The following is a 24,985-nucleotide window of genomic DNA, read 5'->3' on the forward strand; positions in this document are numbered from 1 at the left end:
GGGTCACGTCGGGTCCCGGCCGGCCTCTCCGCATCGCCCGCTCGACTTCGCCTGCTCTGTGGGGTGTGCGCTCAGCGCAGGGTCTCTGTGGGGTGTGCGGTCAGCGCAGGGCCTCTGGGGTGTGCGCTCAGCGCAGGGCACCGAAGACGACCGCGGCGATCAGCGCGCCGAGCACTCCGCCGGCGAGCACCTGCGCGACGGTGTGGTCCCGCAGGCGTACCCGGGCCCAGCCGACCACGCCCAACAGCGGCGCGGCGACCAGGAGCCCGCGTCCGAAGGTCAGCGCCAGGATGACCAGGGTGCCGGCGGAGACCGCCGAGTGGATCGACATCTTCCACCAGTGGCTCACCGACACGGCGACCACCAGTCCGACCAGCCCCGCCACCGCCAGCGCCAGCAGGGGCCGTGGTGCGCCGAGGACGACGAGCAGGGCGAGCCCGGCGGTTACCGAGCCGAGTCCGACCAGCAGGGGCACCCGGCGCTGCTCCCGACGGCCGATGTGGTGGTCGGTGAGTCGCCCCCGGCGGACCCCACCGACGATGTAGGCGAACGGGATGCCGGTGACGAAGACCGTCGCGAGCAGGCCCCACACCAGCCCTCGAACGCTGTCCCGACTGCTGTGCCAGCTCACGGTGATGATCAACAGCGACACCAGCACGGCCGGCGCGGTCAGCTCGGTGACGAGCCGGGCGACCCGCAGCCCCGGACCGGGACGAGGGGCGACCGGGCGGGGTTCCGCACCGCCGCCCACGCCACCCCCCTGATACGCGCCACCGCTGACCAGCGCCGTCTCGGCGACACCTGCCCGTCACCGTACCGCCGAGAAGGCCTCCGAATGCACGGGTCCGGCCGCCGACGGACGGACCCGCCACCGCCAGCCCGACCCACCCAACAGCCCCCACCCCCGCCCACCCCGCCCCACCCCGCGGTCGCTCGCGGTGATCAAGAAGTTTGCGTCACCGCGACCACGATTCTTGACGCAAAGCTCTTGATCACCGGAGTTCCGCGGGTGATGGGCTGCGCAGGGTCGCGCTTGACGTCGTCGGTCCGGGCGGGGGCCCGCACGATCGCGCCGATCTTGCGGTTTGTGTTGTCGTTATGGGCCGTATCGAGTCTTATGTCGGGACAGGAAGTGCAAGATCGCGGGGGTCCCCGGGTGCGGCGGTGGGACTGGGCGCGAGCGTCGGTGACGGCGCGGTGGTGGGCTCGGGTGGGGTGGGGGACGGGCGTGGGGCGGGGGACGGGCGTGGGGTGGGCGACGGCGGGGCTGTGGTCGCCGGGGCGGAGAAGGTGCTGGTGGGGACGGCGGTGGGGATCGCCGGATCGGTCGTGGCGGGCGTCGCCGGATCGGTCGTGGCGGGGGTCGCCGGGTCGGTCGTGGCGGGGGTCGCCGGGTCGGTCGTGGTGGGCGTCCCCGGGTCGGTGGCGGTGGGGGTCGTCGGATCGGTCGGCGACGGGCTCGGGTTGGACGTCTCGGTCGGGTCCGGATCCGGTGGCGCGGTCGGCGACGGCACCGGCGACGGGCTGGCCGGTGGCCCGGCCGGCGGGGCGCTGCGGGTGGGCCGGGGCGCCGGCGGCGCGGACACCACCCGGCGGGTGGGCAGCCGGTCGTCGACGTGCGGGCCGTACCACGAGTCGTCCGGGACACGCCGGGGCGCGCCGGGCAGCCAGCCGGTGGTCGCGGTCGGGCCGGCGCTGGGCGTGCCGGGGGACGGGAGCACGGGCGGCGGCGGCTGACTGGTCACCGGCATCGGGATGACCACCGGTCCGACCGACGGGGTCGGGATGAACGGCGTACCGGCGTCCGGCAGCGCGGAGGTGCCGGGAGTGGCCGAGCCCGCGCTGATCGCCGCGAGCACGGGCATCGACGCGGTGCCGGCCAGAAGTGCGACGGTGAGCAGGTATCCCCGGGAGGGGCCACCCGCGCCGGGTGCCCGGTGCGCTCCGATCACCCGGCGGTAGCCGCCCGGCGAACGGTGGCGGCCGAGCACGGGTGTGCCGGGCCCGTCACCTGACTCGTCCACCGCACACCCCTCGTCGTCGGACCCTGCGGTCGCTGTCGGCACCGCGCGACGGTGTTAATCCGGCTAATCACCCGATCGGCGCGATCCTGCGGAATCAGCCTCGCCCAGTTACGGTCCGTCAGCCAACACCCACCGCGTGTCGACACGCGGCACTGACCGAACGGTGACGAATCAGCACCGGATCACCCGGTGGACGCGAAGCGGCATGATGGCGACAAAGGGTGGCAAACCGTAGACGGTCGGAATGCGACCTGGGCGTACTGTGGGCACGCTCACCTGCTCTGCGAATATGGAACACGACGGCAACGCAGCCGCGACCTCCGCGCACCCCCGCGGCAGGCGCGGCCCGGCGCCGGCGCTCCCGATCCGGGTTCGGCCAGAACCCGGCTCACGCCGCGCGGCAACCCCCACCCGGGCTAGGCGCGGCCGCCAGGAACCGGTCCGGCAGCAGCCGGACAGGCGCACGAGTTGCGTGGCCGGGTGACCCCCCGGTGCCGACGCAGACACGACAGGGAGAGACCGATGGCAAAGGGCGACCCCGGGGGCACCACCCGCAGCAGGCGGGCAGCTCCCCGCTCCAGAAAGGGCGCGGCCGGCAACCCCGAGCTGGTGCAGCTGCTCACCCCCGAAGGCGAGCGGATCGACAGCGCCACCGGACCGGACGGCACCGAGTACCGCGTCGACTTCACCGACGAGGAGTACCGCGGGCTCTACCGCGACCTGGTGCTGGTCCGCAAGCTGGACGCCGAGGCGACCGCGTTGCAGCGGCAGGGCGAACTGGGCCTCTGGGCCAGCCTGCTCGGCCAGGAGGCGGCGCAGGTCGGCTCGGGGCGCGCCCTGCGTACGCAGGACATGGCCTTCCCGACCTACCGGGAGCACGGCGTCCTCTACTGCCGGGGCATCGACCCGATCATGCCGCTCGGCCTGTTCCGCGGCGTCGACCAGGGCGGCTGGGACCCGAACGAGTTCAAGTTCAACATGTACACGATCGTCATCGGGGCGCAGACCCTGCACGCGACCGGGTACGCCATGGGCATCACCATGGACGGCAAGGTCGGCACCGACGACGGCGAGGCCGCGATCGCCTACTTCGGTGACGGGGCCACCAGCCAGGGCGACGTCAACGAGGCATTCGTCTGGGCCAGCGTGTTCAACGCGCCGCTGGTCTTCTTCTGCCAGAACAACCAGTACGCGATCTCCGAGCCGCTGGAGCGCCAGACCCGTGTCCCGCTCTACCAGCGGGCCGCCGGCTTCGGTTTCCCCGGCGTACGGGTGGACGGCAACGACGTGCTGGCGTCGTACGCGGTCACCCGCACGGCGCTGGACAACGCGCGGCACGGGCAGGGCCCGAGCCTGATCGAGGCGTACACCTACCGGATGGGCGCGCACACCACCTCCGACGATCCGACCCGCTACCGGATCGCCAGCGAGGTGGAGTCGTGGCAGGCGAAGGACCCGATCCTGCGGGTCAAGACCTTCCTGGAGAAGCAGCAGATCGCCGACGCGGCCTTCTTCGCCGAGGTCGACGAGCAGGCCCGCCGCGAGTCGGTGCACCTGCGCGAGCGGGTGCTCAGCATGCCCAACCCGGAGCCGGTGACGATGTTCGACCACGTCTACCCCAACGGCTCCCCGCTGCTCGACGAGCAGCGTGCGCAGTTCAACCGCTACATGGAGTCGTTCGAGGGGAGCGCCCACTGATGGCCACGGAGACGCTCACCCTCGGCAAGGCCCTCAACACCGGTCTGCGCCGCGCCCTGGAGAACGACAACAAGGTCGTCATCATGGGCGAGGACGTCGGCAAGCTCGGCGGCGTCTTCCGGATCACCGACGGGCTCCAGAAGGACTTCGGCGACCAACGGGTGATCGACACCCCGCTCGCCGAGTCCGGCATCATCGGCACCGCCGTCGGCCTGGCCATCCGTGGCTACCGGCCGGTCTGCGAGATCCAGTTCGACGGCTTCGTCTACCCGGCGTACGACCAGATCGTGTCGCAGGTGGCGAAGATGCACTACCGCTCGGGCGGCAAGCTGCGCATCCCGATGGTGATCCGGATTCCGTTCGGCGGCGGCATCGGCGCGGTCGAGCACCACTCCGAGTCGCCGGAGGCGTACTTCGCGCACACCGCCGGCCTGAAGGTGGTGACCTGCGCCAACCCGCAGGACGCGTACGTGATGATCCAGCAGGCCATCGCCTCGGACGACCCGATCGTCTTCCTGGAGCCCAAGCGGCGCTACTGGGAGAAGGGCCAGGTGGACCTGGACGCGTCGCTGTCCGACGCGTACCCGCTGCACTCGGCCCGGGTGGTGCGGCCCGGCACGGACGCGACCGTGCTGGCGTACGGCCCGATGGTGCGCACCTGCCTGGAGGCCGCGACGGCCGCCGCCGAGGACGGCCGGGAGCTGGAGGTCATCGACCTCCGCACGCTGTCCCCGCTGGACCTGGGCGCGGTCTACGAGTCGGTGAAGCGCACCGGCCGCGCGGTCGTGGTGCACGAGGCGCCGTCCAACATCGGGCTGGGCGCCGAACTGGCCGCCCGCATCACCGAGGAGTGCTTCTACTCCCTGGAGTCGCCCGTCCTGCGGGTCACCGGCTTCGACACCCCCTACCCGGCGGCCCGGGTGGAGGAGGAGTACCTGCCCGACCTCGACCGGGTGCTCGACGCCGTCGACCGCACCTTCGGCTGGTGAGCGACATGTCCCGGATCAAGACGTTCAACCTGCCCGACCTGGGCGAAGGGCTGACCGAGGGCGAGATCCTGGCCTGGCTGGTCAAGGTCGGCGACACCATCGAGCTGAACCAGCCGATCGTCGAGGTCGAGACGGCCAAGGCAGCGGTGGAGATCCCGGCGAAGTGGGCCGGACAGGTGCAGGCGATCCACCACCCGGAGGGCAGCACGGTCGAGGTCGGTACGCCGATCATCGCGATCGACACCGACCCGGGCGCGGGCCCGCTGGACGTCCCGTCCACCACGGCCACGCCCGCCGGTGACCTGCCCACTCCGTCGGCGGCGTCGCTGGCGGCAGTGGAGGTGGCTCCCGCCGAGGGCATGGTCGAGCCCGGTCTCATCGGCGGTCCCGCCCCGGGCGGCCGCACGGCGGTCCTGGTCGGCTACGGCCCCCGTACGACAACGGCAAAGCGCCGCCCCCGCAAGGCTGCCGTCCCGGCACAGACCGCCACCACCGCGACCCCCGCTGGGGTCGATCATGGAGTTGTGGTGGGTGACAGAATCACCCCAACCGCCGTAAGTCCGGCACCACAAATCCATGATCGACGCGGCGGGGTGGGGCCCGGCGGGGTGGGGCCCGGGGCAGGCGGCGGGGCAGGCACGGCGGGCGTTCTGGCTAAGCCGCCGGTTCGGAAGCTTGCCAAGGATCTTGGGGTTGATCTGCGAGCGGTGATCGGGTCGGGGCCGCTGGGCTCGATCACGCGGGAGGACGTACAGCAGGCGTCCCGCGGGGCCGTGGCGGCCGAGCCGGTCGCGGCCACCTCGACCGCGACGAGCGCCGCGAGCTTCGGCGCGGACCGTGAGCAGCGCATCCCGGTCAAGGGGGTCCGCAAGCTCACCGCCGAGAACATGTCCCGCTCGGCGTTCACCGCCCCGCACGTGACGGAGTTCCTGACCGTCGACGTGACGCGGGCGATGAGGGCGTTGGAGCGCCTGCGGGGCCGGCGCGAGTGGCGCGACGTACGGGTCTCGCCCCTGCTGCTGGTGGCGAAGGCCGTGCTGCTGGCCGTCAAGCGTCACCCCATGGTCAACTCGACCTGGGCGGGTGACGAGATCGTGGTCAAGGAGTACGTCAACCTCGGTATCGCGGCGGCGACCGAACGCGGCCTGATCGTGCCCAACGTCAAGGACGCCGGTCGGCTCTCGCTGCGCGAGTTGGCCGACGCGCTCAACGGTCTGGTGCAGACGGCGAAGTCCGGCCGCACCTCGCCCGCCGACATGTCCGGCGGCACCCTGACCATCACCAACGTCGGGGTGTTCGGCGTGGACACCGGAACGCCGATCCTGCCGCCGGGCGAGTCGGCGATCCTCGCCTTCGGCGCGGTGCGGGAGATGCCCTGGGTGCACAAGGGCAAGGTCAAGGTCCGCCAGGTGACCACCCTGGGGTTGAGCTTCGACCACCGGATCATCGACGGTGAGCTGGGCTCGAAGTTCCTGCGCGACATCGGCGACTTCCTCGCGGACCCCGAGGCGGCGCTACTCGCCTGGACCTGACGGTTCGAGACGCCAGCCACGGCCGGTGTGCCACGGGTTAACGCCCGGCACACCGGCCGTGTCCGTTGGGCGAAGGAACCGTCGGCGATGGGCCCTGTTGACCTTTGATTGTTAGGCAGGTGTCTCAGCTCACCTAATAATCGATGGAAGTTGGCCGGCTTCTGCGGTTGAATAGACACATCAGGGGCCGACAACCGAATAGCCAGGGGGACCCAGCAATGAGCAGCATGATCGAGCGAATCCGCAACCACCGCGAGGCCAACCGCCGCGCCCGTGCCATCGAGCACGCGTTGCGCTCGGCGAACTCGCCGGCCGTGCGCGAGGAGCTTCTCGTCATCGCCCAGCGTCACATGAGCTGACGCTCCACAACTTTCCTCACCTCCTCCAGATCGATGGCCCACCCGGCCCACCGGGTGGGCCATCGGCGTTCCGCCCGTGCGTCACACCGGGACGCCCGCACGTGACACCGGGATTCCGCACTGCCGCAGCGCCCGGTACGGTGGGCTTCGGTCGCCGTCCGCCGGCCCGGCCGACGCCGAGCCGATAGAAGCTACTCGACACCACCCGGCGACGGGCAGTGACGACCGGTGCTCCTTTGGACGCCCCATGGGGCCACCGGATACGGTGCGGGGAGCCGGCACGGCGGTACGCCGGTGACGCCGGCAGCCATGCCGAGGAGACCGATCGGCACCGGCGGCCGACATGTGATGGAGGAGGCGCACCCATGACGTCCGAGGGCCCGCACCGTTCCGGCCAGGAGCCGGACGAGGTGTCACCGGGCGCCGGCGGACCGGCGCCGTACGGCGACCGCCCGGCGCAGCCGGACAACGGCAACAACGCCGCCGGCCCCGACCTGGGCTGGGCACCACCCCCGCCGCCCGCGCGGCCGAACCCGTCCTGGGCGACCCAGGTGGAGCAGCAGCCGAACCCCGCATGGGGCGCTGCCGCCGCGCCGCAGCCCAGCGATCCGGCGCAGCCCGCCTGGGCGGCCGGAGGCCCTCCGGAGCCGGCCCCGACCGCCCAGTGGACTCCCGCGCAACAGGCCTGGACGCCACCCGAGCAGCCGGCCCCCGCCTGGCCCGCCGCCTCCGAGCAGCAGCCCGACTGGGCGCAGGCCCAACCGGCCGCGCGTGGCGCCGCGCAGGTACCCCCGGCCACCGCCGCCTGGCCCGCCCAGGACGACCCGTCCCGCTCCGGCGGATGGGCCGCCGGCGCTGCCCCGGTCAGCCCGTCAGCCCCCCAGTGGCACGCCGAGCCGGCGCAGCACGCCGGCCGCGCTGGCGTACCCGCGCAGCAGGACGACCCGTCGGGATCGGGCGGATGGCCCGTCGGGGCCGCCGCCGCCCGGGAGGACCAGCCCGTGTGGACGCCGGCCGAGCAGCCGCTCCAGACCTGGGGCCAACCGGCCGGGCAGGCCGAACAGGCATCCCCCGGCTGGGCGCCGGCCGAAGCGCGCGGCGCGGCCCAGGTCCCGGCCGGTACCTGGCCCGCGCAGGACGACGCACCGCAGCCCACGGCCTGGGGTGCGGCAGAGAGCCGTCCGCAGCAGCCGGACTGGGTGCTTCCGTCCCAGGACCAGCCCGTCGAGCGTCCGGAACCGACCGCATGGCCCCAACCCGAGCAGGCCGGCCCCGCGTCCGCCCGGGCCAGCGTCAGCGTGCCCGGCACCGACGTGACGCCCGGCTGGGCGGCCGCCGGCCCGGACAACCAGGCGCCGGCCACGCCCGGCGTCGCCCATACCGAGCCGTGGGCAGCGGGCGAGGTGTGGGGCCGCGCCGAGGCGGAGGCATCCGCACAGGCCCGCGGCGGTTGGGACGCCGACCGGGGTGACGAGCCGCCGGTGTACCAGCCCGCGCCCGCGCCCGGCATCTCACCCGCCAACGCCGTGCCGCTGCCACCGCAGGAGCAGCGCGTTCCGGGCGCGAGCCTCGCCGCCGCCCCACCGGCCGACTACGTGCCCCCGACGCCCTTCGCCGCGCTCCCCGAGCAGCCGGCGTACCCCGAGCGGGACACCCCGGACGTGCAGCACGACGCCGAGCCGGTCGGCTGGGGCCGGGGCGAGGAGGCCTCCGCGGGTGCCGCCGTGGTGCCCGCTCCGCGTACCTCGCCGGAGTCCGGGGCGGGCCGCGCGGTCGTACCGGCGGCGGACGCCGATTCGTCCGCCGGCGCGGCGGGCCGCGCCTCGGCGAGCGCCTCGGTGCCGCTGGCCAGCCGCGTGATGCCCCCGGCCGACCAGGCGATGCGGCCGGCCAGCGCGGCCGCACCCCAACCCCGGGTGTACGGCCGTCCGTCCCGGCCCGACGAGGACGAGCCGGAGCAGGCAGGTCCCGCGGCGTTCCAGGCCAGCCCGAGCCCCGAGCACCCGGGCACGCCCGACTGGCAGCAGGACGCCGAGCGCCCCAGCGCTCCGGACTGGCAGCAGGCGCCCGACCGCCCGGCCGTACCGGACTGGCAGCAGGACGCCGGTCGTCCCGGCGTGCCCGACTGGCAGCAGGCGCCCGAGCGCCCGAGCCCGCCGGACTGGCAGAACGGGCCGGAACGGCAGGGCTTCCCCGGGTGGGGCGAGGAAGCGCCGTCCGCACCGAACGGTTTCGGTGAGCCGCCCGCAGCAGCTGCCGCCGCCGCGCCGCCGGCCTTCCCGCCCGGTGTGCCGTCCTTCGTCGACGCGCCGGGCAACAACCGGCCGATGAACGGGGTTCGGCCGCAGTCCGGCGGTGAGCGTCCGGACGACCGCTTCGGACCGGGCGCGCCGGCCGCCGGCACCGCCACGCCGAACGGCGCCGCGGGCTTCGGAACAGCCGTCGAGCAGCCGCCGGGGGCGCAGTTCCCGGCCTTCCCGCCGCCGCAGCCCACACCGTCCTGGGGCCAGGAGGCCGGCCAATCGGACCAGGGCCGGTTCGACGCGTTCAAGCCGGACGCGGACGAGCCCAAGGTGGAACCGCCCACGCCGAAGGTGCGCAACGGGCGGGTCCTGGCCGCAGTGCTGATCGCCGCCGTACTCATCCTGGCGGTGCCGCTCGGCCTGCTGATGTTGCTTGGCAAGTTCGGTGGCGGGAACGACACGCCGGCCTTCGACCCGGCGGTCGGCACCTGCGTCAAGCAGGTCGGCCAGGGCGCCTCGGAGGTGCCCTGCACCGACGCGGGCGCGTTCACGATCGTCTCCAAGGTGGATGCCAAGGACAAGTGCGCCGACCCGGCGCAGCCCCACGTGGTGCTGCCCGGCGAGGGCACCAACCGGGTGCTCTGCCTCAAGCCGGCCACCAAGTAGGACCGACGACGGCGGGGTCACGGGCGACCGTGGCCCCGCCGCTTCGCGTCCGGGTGGTCCCGGCGCGTGATGTCGTCCGGGTCACCACGGCCGCACCGATGCCGCGTGGCAGGCTGGCAGGCATGGGAACGACAGCGCGCGTACGGGCACCCGAGCTTCGGGGCCGGCAGTGGCTCAACACCGGCGGCAAGGATCTGACTCTCCAGGATCTGCGTGGCAAGATCGTTCTTGCCGACTTCTGGACCTTCTGCTGCATCAACTGCCTGCACGTGCTGGACGAGCTTCGGCCGCTGGAGGAGAAGTACGGCGACGTGCTCGTCGTGATCGGCGTGCACTCGCCGAAGTTCGAGCATGAGAAGGACGCCGACGCGCTGGTCGCCGCCGTCGAACGGTACGGGGTGCACCACCCCGTACTCGATGATCCTGAGCTGGACATGTGGCAGCAGTACGCGGCGCGCGCCTGGCCGACCCTGTCGGTGATCGACCCCGAGGGGTACGTGGTGGCCACCATGGCCGGCGAGGGTCACGCCGAAGGGTTGGCCCGGCTGATCGACGAGCTGATCGCCACCCACGAGGCCAAGGGCACCCTGCACCGGGGCGACGGGCCGTACGTTCCTCCGCCGGCGCCGGAGACGGCGCTGCGCTTCCCGGGCAAGGCGGTGCTTCTTCCGGACGGCAACCTGCTGGTCTCCGACTCGGCGCGGCACTCGCTGGTCGAGGTGGCCCCGGACGGCGAGACGCCGGTACGCCGGATCGGCTCGGGCGAGCGGGGTCGGGCCGACGGGCCGGTCGGCTCGGCGACCTTCTCCGAGCCGCAGGGCCTGTGCCTGCTGCCCACGCACGTCGCCGAGGTGGCCGGTTACGACCTGGTGGTCGCCGACACCGTCAACCACCTGCTGCGGGGCGTACGGCTGGAGTCCGGCGAGGTGGTCACCGTCGCCGGCAGCGGCCGGCAGTGGCGTGCCTCGGTCGACGACCACGCCCACGACGCGCTCGCCGTGGACCTCTCCTCCCCGTGGGACCTGGCCTGGTACGACGACAAGCTGATCATCGCGATGGCGGGTATCCACCAGCTCTGGTGGTTCGACCCGATCAAGCGGACCGCCGGCATGTACGCGGGCACCACCGTGGAGGCGCTACGGGACGGGCCGCTGCCCGAGGCGTGGATGGCGCAGCCGTCGGGGCTGTCCGTCTCGGCCGACGGCGTCCGGCTCTGGGTTGCCGACAGCGAGACCAGCGCCGTCCGGTACGTCGAGAACGGGGTGCTGGGCACCGCCGTCGGCCAGGGTCTGTTCGACTTCGGGCACGTGGACGGGCCGGCCGAGTCGGCGCTGCTGCAACACCCGCTGGGCGTGTGCGCGTTGCCGGACGGCTCGGTGCTGATCGCGGACACCTACAACGGCGCGGTGCGCCGCTTCGACCCGGCCAGCAACCAGGTCTCGACGGTGGCGGACGGGTTGGCTGAGCCGAGCGATCTGGTGCTCACCCCGTCCGGTGAGGTGCTGGTGGTGGAGTCCGCCGCGCACCGGCTGACCCGGCTCGCTCCGGGCGCCCTGTCGGCGGCGGGCGCGAGCACGGTGGACGGCCCTCGGCACCGCACCGAGCGCAAGCCGACCGACGTGGCGGCCGGCGAGGTCACCCTGGACATCGTCTTCACCCCGGCCCCGGGCCAGAAGCTGGACGAGACGTACGGGCCGTCGACCCGTCTGGTCGTCTCGGCGTCCCCGCCGGAGCTGCTGCTCGACGGCGGCGGTACGGGCACCGAACTGTCCCGCCGGCTGGTGCTCAACGGCGAGGTCACCGGCGGGGTGCTCCAGGTGACGGCGCAGGCGGCGACCTGCGACGCGGACGTCGAGCACGCGGCCTGCCACCTGACCCGGCAGGACTGGGGGGTCCCGGTGCGCGTAGTCGACGGCGCGGCGACCCGGCTGCCCCTGGTGCTGCGCGGCCTCGACGCCTAAGTGAAAGGAAGGGCCCCTTGTTATGCAAAATCCGATAACAAGGGGCCCTTCCTTTCACGCGAACGGGGTGAGTGTCACGCCGGCGTCGATCAGGCTGGCGCGTACCAGCTCGGTGGCGGAAACCGCGCCCGGGGTGTCGCCGTGGACGCAGATCGACTCGACCGGACAGGGGATCACGGTGCCGTCCACCGCCACGACGGTCCGTTCGGTGGCCATCCGTACCGCCCGGGTGGCCACCTCCTCCGGGTCGCTGATCAGCGCGCCGGGCGTGCCGCGCGGCACCAGCGCCCCGTTGGGCAGGTAGCCGCGGTCGGCGAAGGCTTCGGCGACCACCGGTAGGCCCGCGCCGACGGCGAGTTGGGCGAGCGTGGAGCCGGGCAGACAGAGCACGGGCAGGTCGGGGTTGTGGTCGCTGACGGCGGCGACCACGGCCGCTGCCTGGGACTCGTCGGTGGCGGCGGCGTGGTACAGCGCGCCGTGCGGCTTGAGGTAGCGCACCCGGGTCCGAAAGATCCGGCAGAACGCGTCCAGGGCCCCCAACTGGTAGGTGATCTCGTCGCGCAGCTCGGTGAAGTCGTACGCGATCCGCCGCCGGCCGAAGCCGGCCAGGTCCCGGTAGCCGACCTGCGCGCCCACCGCCACCCCGTGCCGTACCGCGCCCTCGCAGACCCGTCGCATCGTGGACGGGTCGCCGCCGTGGAAGCCGCAGGCCACGTTGGCGCTGGTCACCAGGGCCAGCAGGGCGTCGTCGTCGCCGAGCCGCCAGATGCCGAATCCTTCGCCCAGGTCAGCGTTGAGGTCCATGAAACCTGACGGTAGTACCTGGGCGGGCCTGCGCGAGCGGGGTCACGTCGGTGACCACCCCGATGACCGGGTAACCGCCGGTGGTCGGGTGGTCGGCGAGGAAGATCAGGGGTTGGCCGTCCGCCGGCACCTGCACCGCGCCGAGCACGATGCCCTCGCTGGGCAGTTCGCCGGCCACCGCGCGGGGCAGCGGCGCGCCGGCGAGCCGCGCGCCGACCCGGTTGCTGACCGGGCTCACGGTGTACGCGCTGCCGAACAGCCGGTCGAGAGCGGTGGGGGTGAACCAGTCGTCACGGGGACCGAGGCGTACGCCCAAACGCAGTTCCGGCGCGGGGGTCGCAGCGATGGTCACGTCCACCGGTGCGGGTTCGCCGGTCGGTACGCCGAGCGGCAGCCGGTCACCGTCGCGCAGTGGGGCCGGGCCGAGACCTGCGAGGGTGTCGGTGGCGCGGCTGCCCAGCACCGCCGGCACATCGATGCCCCCGGCCACGGCCAGCCAGCTCCGTACGCCCTGACGGGCCGGCCCGACGCGCAGCACCGTACCGGCGGGCAGGCTGAGCGGGCGTCCGGTGTCGCCCGCCCGGTCCCCGGCCCGGACGGTCACCGGCGCGCCGGTGATGGCGACGGTGGTGGCACGGGTCAGCCGCAGCGCACAGCCGGTCAGGGTGATCTCCAGGCCGGCGGCCTCCTCGGCGTTGCCGACCAGCCGGTTGGCGAGCCGCAGGGCGGCCGGGTCGAGCGCGCCGGAGCGGGGTACGCCGAGGTGTGCCCAGCCGGGCCGGCCGAGGTCCTGCACCGTGGTGAGCGCCCCGGCGCGCAGCACCTCGATCTCGGCGGGACCTGTCACGCCGTCACCATCCGTACGCGGGTGCCGGGGCCGAGCCGGGCGGGCGGGTCGCTGTCGACGTCGAAGAGGGGCAGGTCGGTCCGGCCGACCAGCAGCCAACCGCCGGGGGACGCGCTGGGATAGATCCCGGCGTACGGGCCGGCCAGGGCGACCGAGCCGGCCGGTACCCGTGGGCGCGGGGTGGGCAGCCGGGGCAACGCCAGCTCGGCGGGGAGCCCGGTCAGGTAGGGAAAGCCAGGGGCGAAGCCGCAGAACGCGACTCGAAACGGCGTGTCGGTCAGGCGATGCCGCACCGCCGGCACGTCGACGCCCCAGTGCTCGGCGACGACCGGCAGGTCCGGCCCGTCGAACAAAACCGGAACGACGACGTCCGCGCCATGGGCCTCGTGCGTCGATCTTGCAGTTTCTGTTGTCGATATGACCTGATCAGGCTGTTTCGTCGGCGCAGAAAGTGCAAGATCGGCGGGAGGGGAGGGCGCGCTCGCGGCGGCGGTGACTTCGGGTGCCCAGCGGGACAGCACGGCGGCGGTTGCGGTGGGGTTTGGTAGTCCGTCTAGCAGGACCGTGGTGGCGGCTGGGACGATCTCCATCGCGGTCAGGTCCCCGCGTTCGCGGCGCTGCCACAACTCGGCCCGCCACGCCTCCACGAGGTCAGACGCGGTCAGGCCGGTGGAGCTGAACTCGATCAAAAGGGCGTGCGCCCCAACGGGCCGAATCCGCATCGCCCCATCTTCACCGACGAGCGCCGCGCGTGCCACGCGTCACCGGTCGGACTACTTGAAAGTAACCTACGGTGCCGTAACCTGTGGGCGTGACCACCTCCGCCCCGCTTCGCCTGAAGCCGGTCGACATCGGCAAGCCCCGGATGCGCGGCTGGCTACACACGTACGCCTTCTTCGTCGCGCTGGTCGCCGGCATCGTGCTCTGTTCGATCGCCGCCAGCCGCCCGGGCTGGGCGCCCCTCGTGAGCTGCGCCATCTACAGCCTGACGGTCTGCGGGCTGTTCGGCACCAGCGCCCTCTACCACCGTCGAGTGTGGTCGGAGCGCGGCTACCAGGTGATGCGCCGGATGGACCACTGCATGATCTTCGTGTTCATCGCCGGCACGTACACCCCGCTCTGCACCATGCTGCTCTCGACCCGGCAGGCCACCATCATGCTGGCCCTGGTCTGGGGTGGGGCTCTCGGCGGCGTGGCGCTGAAGCTCGTCTGGCCGCACGCGCCGCGCTGGGTCTCGGCGCCGCTCTACCTGGCGCTCGGCTGGGTCGCGGTCGCCATGCTGCCGGACATTCTGCACGGCGGCGGTGTCACGGCCTTGGTGCTGCTGGTCGTCGGCGGTGCCATCTACAGCGTCGGCGCGGTGTTCTACGCCCTGCGCCGGCCCAACCCGTGGCCGACGGTCTTCGGCCACCACGAGTTCTTCCACGCGTGCACGCTGGTGGCCGCGCTGTGCCACCACGTCGCGATCTACTTCGCGTTGTTCGCCTGAGTGGCTCCGGCTGGCGAGCCGCAGACGGAACGGCTGGTGGCGACCGCTTGCGGGCGGGAGCCAGGGGTGGTCGGGCGTCCTTTGCTCTGCTTCAGTCCAGGAAACACCTGACGTCCGATAAGCGGACACCGGGTGTTTCCTCCGCTGAAGCAGAGCAAAGGGGGTTGCGGCAGTGGCCTCCGCCGCCCGGCGGCCGGGCCGCTACCGATGCCCCGGCACCTCCGGGCTCCGCACATACGTGAGCCGGGGCCCCGCCACGCTGCGGGACCCCGGCTCACGCGGTCAGGGGTCAGACCGGACGGCCCGGCCGACGCACCTCGCGGTACTCCCGCATGACCTGGTCGTCCTGGACCGGCACCACCCGGTCGACCACCACGTCCTCGCGGACCGGCGCGGCGACCACGGTACGACGGCGGCTGTTCCAGAAGTAGAGGGTGACGAGCAGGCCGGCGACGCCGGCGAGCATCAACACCCAGCCGACCACGGACAGGTTCAGCCAGCCCAGGTCGGCCTCCACGGCGAATGCGAAGATCGCGCCCAGCGCGATCAGGAAGATGCTGCCACCAATGCCCATGTCTCGCTCCTCGGCTCTAACCTGGCGTACGACCCGCCGCGGCCGTTGGTAGGGGGTGCGGCATCCCTGGACTTACCCCGGCAGGATGATCGCCAATCGGGCAAGCTGTGGGGCATGACGGACAGCCCCGCCGAGGCGCGGACACTGGTGTTGCTCCGGCACGCGAAGGCCGAGCCGGGCAGCGAGGGTACGGACGACGCCCAGCGCCCGCTGAGCGCCCGTGGGGAGGCCGACGCGGCGGCGGCCGGGGCATGGTTGGCCCACCACGACCTGCTGCCCGACGTGGTGATCTGCTCGACCGCCCGGCGGACCCGGCAGACCTGGCACGGCGTGGCGATGGGAATGACGGGTTCGCCCCCGGAGGGCGGGCCGGCCGGTCCCCGCCCGAGCGTGCGTTACGAGCCCGGCGCGTACGACGCCCACCCCGAGGAGTTGTTGTCGCTGACCCGGACGGCCGATCCGGCGGCTCGGGTGGTGCTGTTGATCGCCCACAATCCGGGTGTCTCGCTGCTCTCCGCGTTTCTCGACCCGGAGACGGCGGACGAGGAGGGACTGCGGACCGCCGAACTGGCGGTGCACCGCAGCGCGGCCACCTGGACCCAGTGGGACCGGGGCGGAGCGCCGATCGCCCAGCGGCACACGGCACGCGGCTGAGCCACCCGCCGTTCGGTGGGTGGCTCAGGCGTACGCGCTCAGGTGGTCAGGACGGTGGCGCGGTCGGCGGCGGCGGGTCCGGCGGCGGAGGCATCATCGCCGTGGGATGGGACAGCCGGTTCTCCTCCACGATGAGGGTCCGGGCCCGCTTGCGCCGGTCCTGCCAGAACCAGAGGGTGGTCAGGAGCACGGCGAGCCCGGCCAGGATGAACACCCAGCCGACCGCGCGCAGGTCGATCCACCAGACGTTGGCCCGGATCGCGAAGGTCATGATCGCGCCGAGCGCGATGAGAAAGATGCCGCTTCCTACACCCATGTGCGCTGCACTCCCCCGTGCGGTGGCTCTGGGCGTTCCCGTGGTCGAGGCGGGTTACCCGCCACGGCAGCGGCATACCCGACCGCGCCCGGCCAACACGCGCCGCACGTCGTACCGCTCGGCTGGTGGCCCCGGAGACGGCGACGGCCGGCGGGGCGCGAGGCCCCACCGGCCGTCGGGAGGGTGCCGGGTGGTGCGACCCGGAACCGCTCAAGCGTGCCGTGGCACGGTCAGAAGGCCTCCTCCGGGAGGTCCATGACGTCGAGGTCGGCACCCTCGATGATGCGCCGGTCGGCGCCGATGCGCGGCAGCACCTCACGGGCGAAGAACCGGGCGGCGGCCACCTTGCCGGTGTAGAACGCCTTGTCGGTGGCGGACACCTCGCCGGCGAGGGCCTTGAGCGCGACGTCGGCCTGCTTCTGCAGCAGCCAACCGACGACCAGGTCACCGATCGCCAGCAGGAACCGCCGACTGCTCAGGCCGACCTTGTAGAGCGCGCGGGGGTCGCCGGCCTGCGCCTCACCCAGCCAGCCGGTCAGCACACCGAGGATGTTCTGGATCTCGGCCAGCGCCTTGCCGAGCGCCTGCCGCTCCTCCTTGAGCTGGCCGTTGCCCGCCTCGCTGGAGATGAACTCCTGGATCTCGCCGGACACCGCCAGCAGCGCCTTGCCGTTGTCCCGGACGATCTTGCGGAAGATCAGGTCGAGGCTCTGGATGGCGGTGGTGCCCTCGTACAGGGTGTCGATCTTGGCGTCCCGGACGTACTGCTCCAGCGGGTAGTCCGCAAGGAAGCCGGAGCCACCGAAGGTCTGCAGGGACTCGTGGCCGAGCAGCTCGTACGCCCGCTCCGAACCGACGCCCTTCACCAGCGGCAGCAGCAGATCGTTGACCCGCTTGGCCAGCTTGGTGGCCTTCTCGTCGCCGGCCGCCTCGGCGAGCGCGACCTTGTCCTGCCAGGTGGCGGTGTAGAGGACCAGGGCCCGCAGACCCTCGGCGTACGACTTCTGCAGCAGCAGCGAGCGCCGCACGTCCGGGTGGTGGGTGATGGTGACCCGCGGGGCGGTCTTGTCGGCCTGCTGGACCAGGTCGGCGCCCTGCACGCGGTTCTTCGCGTACTCCAGGGCGTTCAGGTAGCCGGTGGAGAGCGTGGCGATCGCCTTGGTGCCGACCATCATCCGGGCGTACTCGATGATCATGAACATCTGCCGGATGCCGTCGTGCTTGTCGCCCAGCAGCCAGCCCTTGGCCGGTACGCCGTGCTCGCCGAAGGTCATCTCGCAGGTGTTGGAGACCTTCAGACCCATCTTGTGCTCGACGTTCGTGGCGTAGACGCCGTTGCGCTCGCCCAGCTCCCCGGTGGTCTCGTCGAAGTGGAACTTCGGCACGACGAAGAGGGACAGGCCCTTGGTGCCGGGGCCGCCGACGCCCTCCACGCCGACCGGGCGGGCCAGCACGTAGTGCACGATGTTGTCGCTCAGGTCGTGCTCGCCCGAGGTGATGAAGCGCTTCACGCCCTCGATGTGCCAGCTGCCGTCGGGCTGCTGGATCGCCCGCGTACGACCCGCGCCCACGTCCGAACCGGCGTCCGGCTCGGTGAGCACCATGGTGGAGCCCCACTGCTTGTCGATGAAGAGCTTGGCCCAGCCCTTCTGCCGCTCGGTCCCCTCGACGTGCAGCACGTGCGCGAAGGAGGGACCGGAGGAGTACATCCAGACCGGCGCGTTAGCTCCGAGCACCAACTCGGCGAGGGCCCACCAGAGGGCACGCGGGGCGTTGGTGCCACCCAGGGCCGGCGGCAGGTCCAGCCGCCAGAACTCCGAGTCCATGAACGCCTGGTACGACTTCTTGAACGACTCCGGCAGCGGCGCGGTGTGCGTGGCCGGGTCGAAGACCGGTGGGTTGCGGTCGCTGTCCGTGTAGCTGGCGGCCAGGTCCTCGCGGGCCAGGCGGTCCACCTCGGCGAGGAAGCTCCGGGCGGTGTCGGTGTCCAGTTCCGAGTACGGCTCCTGGCCGAACGCCCGGTCCGCCCCGAAGACCTCGAACAGGTTGAACTCGAGGTCCCGAAGGTTGCTCTTGTAGTGGGTCATGCTCACTGGCCCCGCTTCCGGACAGGTGTTACCGATCAGTAACCCCGACTGTATTACTCGCGGGTAGGCAGCGACAAGCCGATCAGTGGAGTGACGGCGATTACACAGTTTCCGAGCGGTGGACCCGTTCAGCTCTCGGCGGCGCCGACTTCCCAGCTCGGCACGGCCGACGTGACCCCGGTACGGGAACCGACGTACTCCATGAGGACCAGCGCGATGTCGTCGTCCAGGCGGCCGTGCACCCACTCGACGAGGGCGGTCTCCAGCGAGGCGAGCCCGTCGGCGACCGTGCCGTGCCCGAGCAGCCGCCACGCGCGGTCGGCGGTGGGGAAGAACTCGCCGTCCCGCCGGGCCTCCCCGAGACCGTCGGTGAACAACAACAGGCGGTCGCCCGGTTCCAGGCGTTCCACCCGGGGCCGGACCGCCGGCATGAACCCGAGCGGCGGCGCGGGCGCCGGCGGCTCCAGCGGGATCACCGCGCCCCGGCGCAGCAGCAGCGGAGCGGGGTGGCCGCAGTTGACGATCGTCAGCGTCCCGCCCCGCTCCTCGACCAGCGCGGCCGTCACGAAATCTTCGTCGCCGACGTTGCGGGCCACCGCGCGGTCCAGGTCGGCGACCACGGCACGCAGGTCGGCCCGCTCGTAGGCCACGTGCCGGTACGAACCCAGGACGATGCTGGCCAGGCGGACCGCGTCCAGACCCTTGCCACGTACGTCACCGATGATCATGCGGACGCCGTACGGGGTGTCGATCGCCTCGTACAGGTCCCCGCCGATCTCGGCGGTGGCGGTGGATGAGATGTAGCGGCCGGCCACCGAGAGCATGCCGATCTGCGGTCCGAGCGGACGCAGCACGGCCTGCTGGGCCACCGACGCGAGCTTGGTCAGCTCGGCGATCTGCTCCGCCTGCCGCTGTCGTACCCAGGCCACCGCCACGGCCAGCCCGCTCGCGAGCCCGACCGCCACCATGTTGACCGAGGTCACCAACATCATCCGCGGGTCGGTCGCCGCGAAGGCGATCCCGATCAGGGTCGCCACGGCGCCCACGCCCAGCACCACCCTCCAGGCCGCCAGGGCGGCGGCCAGGATCGGGGCGGCGGCCAGGAGCGCGACGTAGTGCACCCGACGGCCGTCGGCCAGTTCCAGCACCGAGACGATCGCGAGCAGGACGACGGCCGCGCCGATGCCGGCGCGGGATCCGGGGCTCAGCGGGCTACGGCCCGACTGGAGGAGTCGCGTGCGTACGAGGGACAGCATGCCTGATCGACGTGAACCGGTGAATGAACCTGGCCCGTCGTCCGAGGATGTTCTGTCCGCCCGGCCCACGCTCGTGACCGTATCGGCGTTCTCGAATACGCTCAGCCGAGAACCTCGTAGCGAACGGTGAGCGCGCCGACGTCGACCGAGGCGATGGTCGCGAAGGCGGCCCGGGACAGGTCGAGGCAGCGACCGTCGATGAACGGCCCACGGTCGTTGATCCGCACGACGACCGACTTGCCGTTGCTCGGGTTGGTCACCCGGACCTTGGTGTTGAACGGCAGGGTCTTGTGCGCCGCGGTCAACTCGTTCGGGTTGAACGACTCACCGTTGGCGGTGAGCTGCCCGTCGGAGTAGAAGGACGCGCCACACGACCCGCTCTCCAGGACCTTCGCCGCCGGCGTGGTCTTCTTGGCCTTGGTGGGGCTCGGCTTCGGCGCCGCGGTGCGGGCCTTGCCCCGGGAGGCGGCCTGCGGCGAACGGCTGGCGGACGGGCTGGCCGTCACGCTGGGTGTCGCGGTGGCACTGGCGCTCGGCGAGATGCTCGGGGAGGCGGGGGTGAGGCTGGCGGCGGTGGTGGGGGTGAAGTCCAACGCCGCCTGGCCCGACTGGCCGGAGCCCGACGTGAGCTGGACGGCGCCGACCGTGCCGCCGACGGCCAGGGCGACGCCGACCGCCGCGGTGGCCGCGATGCCCGCCGGGGAGGAGAAGATGCGGGTACGGGAGTGCCTACCTGCCACCGGCCGATCCTTTCGTCGATTGAACAAACCGGGTCGGACCGTAACGAGAGAAGCACTTCCGAAGTCAACGTGATCATGGTGGTATGCCAGTATTTGCCCCAGTAGCTCTAGCCGATCATCCGAGGCGGGGTGGGTCGAGCGGCCCAGGTGCGGACGCGCCGAGCGCCCGTGCCGCACGATGAGCGGATGCCCACCGAACTGACCGGACGCCTGGCCGCCCTGTTCCGCTGGATCGACCCCGGCCCGGACGTCAGCCACCTGGTCAGCGACATCTCCGGCTGGTGGCGCGACCCGGCGGTGCTGGCCGAGCTGGGCCCCGCCCTGGTCGCCCCGCACCGGGAGGCCCGACCGACGGTGGTGCTCGCCCCGGCGGTCACCGGACTGCTGCTCGGACCGCTGGCCGCCACCGCCCTCGGGGTCGGCTTCGTGGCCGCGCACAAAACCGGCGACGGCAGGTTGCCGGCCGGCCCGCTCACCTGGGCACAGAGCCCGCCCGACTATCGGGGCCGGCGGGTCGACCTGGCCGTCCGGGACCGGCACCTCGGCCCCGACGACCGGGTGCTGGTGGTGGACGACTGGGTACGCACCGGTGCCCAGATCCGCGCCCTCTACGACATCTGCGCCACACGCGGCGCGCAGGTCCTCGGGGCGGCCGTGGTGGCCGTCGACTGCCCGCCGGAGACCGCCGCCGCGCTTCGGATCACCGGCCTGATCACCAGCGAGGAGTTGCCGGGTTGACCTGAAGCGCACTTCACCTTCGACCATCGACGCATGAGCGACGGAATCCTCGACGAGGCGTACGAACGGCTGCACCACACCGGTCCCGAATTCGAGGGCTGGCTCTCCAACCACGGCCCGATGGCCGTCGAGGCGCTGGCCCGGCACGGACACGAGGGAGAGGTGCACCGCTGGCTGGACGACTACCTCACCCGGCTGGACGAGCTGCCGCGCGGACTGCGTCCGATCGACGACTGGCGGGCGGCGCTGGGCGACGCGAAGCGGACCGGCGACTGGCTGGAGTACTTCGACCGACAGCTACGCGAGGCGCCGTGGCGGGACGTGCTCGGCACCTGGTGGCCCCGACTGCTGCCCGGCATCGCCGCGGGCGCAACCCACGGGGTGATCCGGGTCGGGCACGCGGTACGCGCTCTGCACCTGTACGGGGCGAACCCGCCCCGGCTCACCGAACTGGGCCAGGCCCTCGGCTACTGGGCGGCCCGTTGGCAGCCGGTGCCCGGCGCCGACCGGCTGCTCAGCTCGGTCTCGTCGGGCCACCCGGACTCCGCCGAGCCGGACGTGGCCGCCGCGCTGGCCGGGCTGCCCCGCATCGACGACCGGACCGGGGGCATCCGCGAGCGGTTGGGACGGCTGGTGAGCGTACCCGGGTGGGAACCGGCGCTCACGGCGCTGCGCCCCGCGCGGACGCCGGGTGAGGCGGAGCGGGGGCTCGGCACGCTCGTGTACCGCGCCGGTCTCGACTACCTGCGCTTCGGGCACGCCGAGCCGGTCATGCTGGTGCACGCCGTGACGGCGCCGACCGCCGTGCTGCGCACCCTGCCGGCACTCGACCGGGCGCTCTGGGCACCGAGCTTCGCCGCGGCCTGGGCCGCGACGGCGGCCGTGACCTCGGTGTACGCCTCGAGTGACGCGGCCGCGCCGCCGTCGGTCGCCGCCGGGACCCCGGCGGAGGTCTTCGCCCGGGCGGTCCGGCACGGCGACGAGCACGTGGTCAAGCTGGCCGACGCGGTCCTCGACGCCCACGCGGCCACCGGTGACCAGCGGCTGCTCGACGCCGCCGGCTACGCCGTGCAGTTGATCTGAGCCGCGCGGGACGGATTACGGCGGCGCGTCCGGCCGCGCTGGCCTAGCCTCGGCAGGATGTGGCCTCGGATCGGTGACCTGCGCACGCTCGCCCTCGGCACGCCGGGCGAGCTGCGGACGACCCTGAACACGCTGGTGCTGGCCGGTGTGAAGACCGCGACCGCCGGACGGCTGGCCGAGTACGCCGAAGAGAACGAGGAGCTGGAGCAGGTCGGCGAACGGCTGGCGCTCGTCGACGACGACGACGCGTTGGCCGGCGTCGTCGAGATCACCGGTGTCGAGGTGGTCCGCTTCGGCGACGTGCCCTGGGAGTTCGCCCGTGCCGAGGGCGAGGGTGACCGCTCGATCGAGGAGTGGCGGGCGGGGCACGCCGCCTACTGGGCGCGGCTCGGCACACCCGTCGACGACGACACCCCGATCGTCTGCCTGCGCCTGCGGCTGGTCTCCGGCGGCGAGGGCGGCGTGGCCACCGGAGACCTGGGCACCTGAGCCGACGCTATCCGCGTAGCTCGGGCAGCAGTCGGGTCGCCACGTCGACCAGGACGGCCTCGTCGCCGGCGTACCAACTGCTGGCGCGCGGCCAGTGCGTCACCACGTCGGTGAAGCCGAGCTCCGCAGCCCGGCCGACCTGGTCGGCGAAGAACTGCGCGCTGGTCAGCGAGAACACCGGCGCGGAGTCCAGCAGCAGGTAACGGTCCAGCGTGGCCGGGTCGCGGCCGGCCTCGGTGAGCGGCCGGTCCATCCGCGCGGACAGCGTCGAGACGCTGGTCCACCAGCTCGCCAGGTCGTTGTCGTCGCCGGTGCCGGTGGTCACCCATCCCTGCCCGAAGCGGGCCACCAGCCGCATCGAGCGCGGCCCGTTGGCGGCCACCACGAACGGCACCCGGGGCTGCTGCACGCAGCCGGGGTTGTTGCGGGCGTCCACCGCGGCGAACCAGTCACCCCGCCAGGTGGTGCCGTCCTCGCGCAGGATCAGGTCGAGTAGTTCGGTGAACTCGGCGAACCGGTCGACCCGCTGGCGCGGCGGCAGCGTCTCGCCACCCAGCACCGCCGAGTCGAACCCGATGCCGCCCGCACCGAGGCCGAGCAGCAGTCGACCGTCCGACACGTCGTCCACCGTGGTGATCTTGCGGGCGAACGCGGCCGGATGGCGGAAGTTCGGCGACGCCACGAGCGTGCCCAGTCGAATCCGGGACGTCACGGTGGCGGCGGCGGTCAGCGTGCTCATCGAGTCGAACCACGGGCCGTCGACCAGGTCCCGCCAGCCCAGGTGGTCGTACGTCCACGCGTGGTCGAAGCCCCACTCGTCGGCCTGCCGCCAGCGGTGCTGCGCCTGGCTCCAGCGCTGGTCCGGCAGGATCACGATGCCAATCCGCATGATCGCGAGCCTACCGGTACTCTTCTGTGATCCAGCTCACACGATCTTCCGGTAGGGGTGTCCCGATCGACTCCGACCTCGTTGCGAGCAGGCACCCGACGGGTGCCGCCCGAGCAGAGGGATCAAGCGAGATGACCAAGGTGACCGCACAGCTGTCGGTGTCCCTGGACGGGTTCTACGCCGGCCCACAGTTCGACGGCGACGGCGACTGGATCGACTCGGCCGAGGCCGCCGGCTTCTTCCGGATCACCCGCTGGGCCACCGAGGCAGCGGCCTGGCGCGAACGGCTGGGCTTCGCCGGTGGCGAGCGGGACACCAACTCCGACGTGCTGGCCGAGACGTTCGAGGCGGCCGGCGCGTACGTCATGGGTCGGCGGATGGCCGACGGCGGCGAGGTGCCGTGGGGCGAGGAGCCTCCGTTCCGCGCACCGGTCTTCGTCGTCACCCACCGACCCCGCGAAACCCTGCTGCGCGGCGGTGGCACCAGCTTCACCTACGTGACCGACGGAGTGGCCAGCGCGGTCGAGCAGGCACGCGCCGTGGCCGGCGGCAAGAACGTAGCCGTGGCCGGCGGCGGCCTCGTCCGACAGGTACTCAAGGCCGGCCTGCTCGACGAATTGGAGCTGCACGTCGTACCGGTCGTGCTCGGTACTGGCCTGCGACTCCTCGACGCCGACCTCGATCTCGACGCCAAGGAGGCGATCGAGCTGACGCCGACCCGGGTCATCCACACGCCGCAGGTCACCCACATCCGGTACGCCGTGGACGGTCGCGCCCCGCTCGTGCTCGACGACCGCGGTCGCGGCGGCGGCCCGACGACGACCGTCAACTGACGTCACAAGGGGATTTCTCATGCCACAGCTACTGCGGGTGCAGTGCTTCAATGTCTCGCGTGACGGGTTCGGCACCGGGGAGGGGCAGAGTCTGGAACGGCCCTTCGGTCACGCCGACCCCGCCCCGCTGTTCTCCTGGCGTTCCGCCACCGCCAGCTTCATCTACCGCACCGAGCCCGGCGGGACCCGTGGCCTGGACGACTACCTGACCCGCGACGCCGAACACAACATCGGCGCCGAGATCATGGGCCGCAACAAGTTCGGCCCCCAGCGTGGACCGTGGGAGAACCACGAGTGGCAGGGTTGGTGGGGCGACAACCCTCCGTTCCACACGCCGGTCTTCGTGCTCACCCATCACGTACGGCCGTCGTTCACCCTCGCCGACACCACGTTCCACTTCCTCGACGCCAGTCCGGCCGAGGCGCTGGCCCGGGCGAAAGAGGCAGCCGACGGACGGGACGTACGCCTCGGCGGCGGGGTCGCGACCATCCGCGAGTTCCTCGACGCCGACCTGGTCGACACCCTGCACATCGCCGTCGCCCCCGTCGACCTGTACCGGGGCGAGCGACTGTGGGACAGCCACACCGACCTGCTCGACCGCTTCCACCTGGATACGGTGCCCAGCTCCAGCGGCGTCACCCACCTGCTGTTCTGGAGGCGGTAGCCGCCCCGGCGCACACATGCCCGCGCGGCTGCGGGTAGACGAGCACCGGC

The 24,985-nt window shown here is 72.5% G+C and carries 24 protein-coding genes; 13 read left to right on the forward strand and 11 right to left on the reverse strand.

Going from position 1 to position 24,985, the window contains the following annotated elements:
* Positions 1-127 precede the first annotated feature (127 nt).
* Both ABZ272_RS04425 and ABZ272_RS04430 read right to left on the reverse strand, forming a co-directional pair.
* Complete coding sequence (locus tag ABZ272_RS04425; RefSeq protein WP_355048472.1) at positions 128-751, reverse strand: phosphoesterase PA-phosphatase; 624 nt, start codon at positions 749-751, stop codon at positions 128-130.
* Between the two features lie 364 nt (positions 752-1,115).
* Positions 1,116-2,024, reverse strand: a complete 909-nt coding sequence (locus tag ABZ272_RS04430) for a hypothetical protein (protein WP_355048473.1) — start codon at positions 2,022-2,024, stop codon at positions 1,116-1,118.
* Positions 2,025-2,546: 522 nt separating this feature from the next.
* Between ABZ272_RS04430 and pdhA the strand changes: the two genes are divergently transcribed.
* The 6 genes from pdhA (at position 2,547) to ABZ272_RS04460 (ending at position 11,472) form a co-directional block, all read left to right on the forward strand.
* Positions 2,547-3,722 carry a pyruvate dehydrogenase (acetyl-transferring) E1 component subunit alpha gene (gene pdhA / locus ABZ272_RS04435; RefSeq protein WP_355048474.1) on the forward strand — a complete coding sequence of 392 codons (1,176 nt, stop codon included), beginning with the start codon at positions 2,547-2,549 and terminating at the stop codon, positions 3,720-3,722.
* Positions 3,722-4,711 carry an alpha-ketoacid dehydrogenase subunit beta gene (locus tag ABZ272_RS04440; RefSeq protein ID WP_355048475.1) on the forward strand — a complete coding sequence of 330 codons (990 nt, stop codon included), beginning with the start codon at positions 3,722-3,724 and terminating at the stop codon, positions 4,709-4,711. Before pdhA ends, ABZ272_RS04440 begins: the two co-directional genes overlap by 1 nt.
* 5 nt (positions 4,712-4,716) lie before the next feature.
* A complete protein-coding gene (locus tag ABZ272_RS04445) occupies positions 4,717-6,243 on the forward strand; it encodes a dihydrolipoamide acetyltransferase family protein (RefSeq protein ID WP_355048783.1) in 1,527 nt (508 codons plus the stop codon).
* 218 nt (positions 6,244-6,461) lie between these two features.
* Positions 6,462-6,602 carry a hypothetical protein gene (locus ABZ272_RS04450; protein WP_355048476.1) on the forward strand — a complete coding sequence of 47 codons (141 nt, stop codon included), beginning with the start codon at positions 6,462-6,464 and terminating at the stop codon, positions 6,600-6,602.
* A gap of 365 nt (positions 6,603-6,967) precedes the next feature.
* Positions 6,968-9,511: a hypothetical protein gene (locus tag ABZ272_RS04455; protein ID WP_355048477.1), complete on the forward strand. Its 2,544-nt coding sequence runs from the start codon at positions 6,968-6,970 to the stop codon at positions 9,509-9,511.
* A gap of 122 nt (positions 9,512-9,633) precedes the next feature.
* Positions 9,634-11,472: an NHL domain-containing thioredoxin family protein gene (locus ABZ272_RS04460; RefSeq protein ID WP_355048478.1), complete on the forward strand. Its 1,839-nt coding sequence runs from the start codon at positions 9,634-9,636 to the stop codon at positions 11,470-11,472.
* A 54-nt stretch (positions 11,473-11,526) separates the two neighbouring features.
* Here the strand turns inward: ABZ272_RS04460 and ABZ272_RS04465 are convergent, their stop codons facing one another.
* The 3 genes from ABZ272_RS04465 to ABZ272_RS04475 are packed head-to-tail and all read right to left on the reverse strand — an operon-like array spanning position 11,527 to position 13,845.
* Positions 11,527-12,276 (reverse strand): 5-oxoprolinase subunit PxpA, encoded by a 750-nt coding sequence (locus ABZ272_RS04465; protein WP_355048479.1) that lies wholly within the window; start codon positions 12,274-12,276, stop codon positions 11,527-11,529.
* Positions 12,260-13,123, reverse strand: a complete 864-nt coding sequence (locus ABZ272_RS04470) for a biotin-dependent carboxyltransferase family protein (protein WP_355048480.1) — start codon at positions 13,121-13,123, stop codon at positions 12,260-12,262. Before ABZ272_RS04470 ends, ABZ272_RS04465 begins: the two co-directional genes overlap by 17 nt.
* Complete coding sequence (locus ABZ272_RS04475) at positions 13,120-13,845, reverse strand: allophanate hydrolase subunit 1 (protein ID WP_355048481.1); 726 nt, start codon at positions 13,843-13,845, stop codon at positions 13,120-13,122. The genes ABZ272_RS04470 and ABZ272_RS04475 overlap by 4 nt, the downstream gene beginning before the upstream one ends.
* A gap of 89 nt (positions 13,846-13,934) precedes the next feature.
* Between ABZ272_RS04475 and ABZ272_RS04480 the strand changes: the two genes are divergently transcribed.
* Positions 13,935-14,612: a hemolysin III family protein gene (locus tag ABZ272_RS04480; protein ID WP_355048482.1), complete on the forward strand. Its 678-nt coding sequence runs from the start codon at positions 13,935-13,937 to the stop codon at positions 14,610-14,612.
* A gap of 289 nt (positions 14,613-14,901) precedes the next feature.
* Here ABZ272_RS04480 and ABZ272_RS04485 read toward each other — a convergent pair whose 3' ends face one another.
* Complete coding sequence (locus tag ABZ272_RS04485) at positions 14,902-15,186, reverse strand: DUF6458 family protein (RefSeq protein WP_355048483.1); 285 nt, start codon at positions 15,184-15,186, stop codon at positions 14,902-14,904.
* A gap of 114 nt (positions 15,187-15,300) precedes the next feature.
* Between ABZ272_RS04485 and ABZ272_RS04490 the strand changes: the two genes are divergently transcribed.
* Positions 15,301-15,840 (forward strand): histidine phosphatase family protein, encoded by a 540-nt coding sequence (locus ABZ272_RS04490; protein WP_355048484.1) that lies wholly within the window; start codon positions 15,301-15,303, stop codon positions 15,838-15,840.
* Positions 15,841-15,886: 46 nt separating this feature from the next.
* Here ABZ272_RS04490 and ABZ272_RS04495 read toward each other — a convergent pair whose 3' ends face one another.
* The 4 genes from ABZ272_RS04495 to ABZ272_RS04510 form a co-directional block, all read right to left on the reverse strand.
* Positions 15,887-16,156: a DUF6458 family protein gene (locus ABZ272_RS04495; RefSeq protein WP_007454197.1), complete on the reverse strand. Its 270-nt coding sequence runs from the start codon at positions 16,154-16,156 to the stop codon at positions 15,887-15,889.
* 230 nt (positions 16,157-16,386) lie between these two features.
* Positions 16,387-18,243: an acyl-CoA dehydrogenase gene (locus ABZ272_RS04500; RefSeq protein WP_355048784.1), complete on the reverse strand. Its 1,857-nt coding sequence runs from the start codon at positions 18,241-18,243 to the stop codon at positions 16,387-16,389.
* Between the two features lie 128 nt (positions 18,244-18,371).
* Positions 18,372-19,499 carry a PP2C family protein-serine/threonine phosphatase gene (locus tag ABZ272_RS04505; RefSeq protein WP_355048485.1) on the reverse strand — a complete coding sequence of 376 codons (1,128 nt, stop codon included), beginning with the start codon at positions 19,497-19,499 and terminating at the stop codon, positions 18,372-18,374.
* A 101-nt stretch (positions 19,500-19,600) separates the two neighbouring features.
* Positions 19,601-20,239 (reverse strand): septal ring lytic transglycosylase RlpA family protein, encoded by a 639-nt coding sequence (locus tag ABZ272_RS04510; RefSeq protein ID WP_355048486.1) that lies wholly within the window; start codon positions 20,237-20,239, stop codon positions 19,601-19,603.
* Between the two features lie 186 nt (positions 20,240-20,425).
* On the opposite strand from ABZ272_RS04510, the gene ABZ272_RS04515 reads away from it, so the two are divergent.
* From ABZ272_RS04515 to ABZ272_RS04525, 3 genes are read left to right on the forward strand one after another with little or no spacing between them, the layout of a single operon-like run.
* Positions 20,426-20,977 carry a phosphoribosyltransferase family protein gene (locus ABZ272_RS04515; protein WP_355048487.1) on the forward strand — a complete coding sequence of 184 codons (552 nt, stop codon included), beginning with the start codon at positions 20,426-20,428 and terminating at the stop codon, positions 20,975-20,977.
* A gap of 33 nt (positions 20,978-21,010) precedes the next feature.
* Positions 21,011-22,060, forward strand: coding sequence for a questin oxidase family protein (locus ABZ272_RS04520; RefSeq protein WP_355048488.1), 1,050 nt, complete (start codon positions 21,011-21,013; stop codon positions 22,058-22,060).
* A 57-nt stretch (positions 22,061-22,117) separates the two neighbouring features.
* Positions 22,118-22,549: an ASCH domain-containing protein gene (locus tag ABZ272_RS04525; RefSeq protein WP_355048489.1), complete on the forward strand. Its 432-nt coding sequence runs from the start codon at positions 22,118-22,120 to the stop codon at positions 22,547-22,549.
* Positions 22,550-22,556: 7 nt separating this feature from the next.
* Here ABZ272_RS04525 and ABZ272_RS04530 read toward each other — a convergent pair whose 3' ends face one another.
* The gene (locus ABZ272_RS04530) at positions 22,557-23,438 is read right to left on the reverse strand and encodes an LLM class flavin-dependent oxidoreductase (RefSeq protein WP_355048490.1); all 882 of its coding nucleotides are present in this window, start codon (positions 23,436-23,438) and stop codon (positions 22,557-22,559) included.
* A 131-nt stretch (positions 23,439-23,569) separates the two neighbouring features.
* On the opposite strand from ABZ272_RS04530, the gene ABZ272_RS04535 reads away from it, so the two are divergent.
* Both ABZ272_RS04535 and ABZ272_RS04540 read left to right on the forward strand, forming a co-directional pair.
* Complete coding sequence (locus ABZ272_RS04535; RefSeq protein WP_355048491.1) at positions 23,570-24,271, forward strand: dihydrofolate reductase family protein; 702 nt, start codon at positions 23,570-23,572, stop codon at positions 24,269-24,271.
* Positions 24,272-24,290: 19 nt separating this feature from the next.
* Positions 24,291-24,935 (forward strand): dihydrofolate reductase family protein, encoded by a 645-nt coding sequence (locus tag ABZ272_RS04540; RefSeq protein WP_355048492.1) that lies wholly within the window; start codon positions 24,291-24,293, stop codon positions 24,933-24,935.
* Positions 24,936-24,985 lie beyond the last annotated feature (50 nt).

It is taken from the genome of Micromonospora sp. NPDC005979 (genome assembly GCF_040614415.1).
In the GTDB taxonomy this organism is placed as follows: domain Bacteria; phylum Actinomycetota; class Actinomycetes; order Mycobacteriales; family Micromonosporaceae; genus Micromonospora.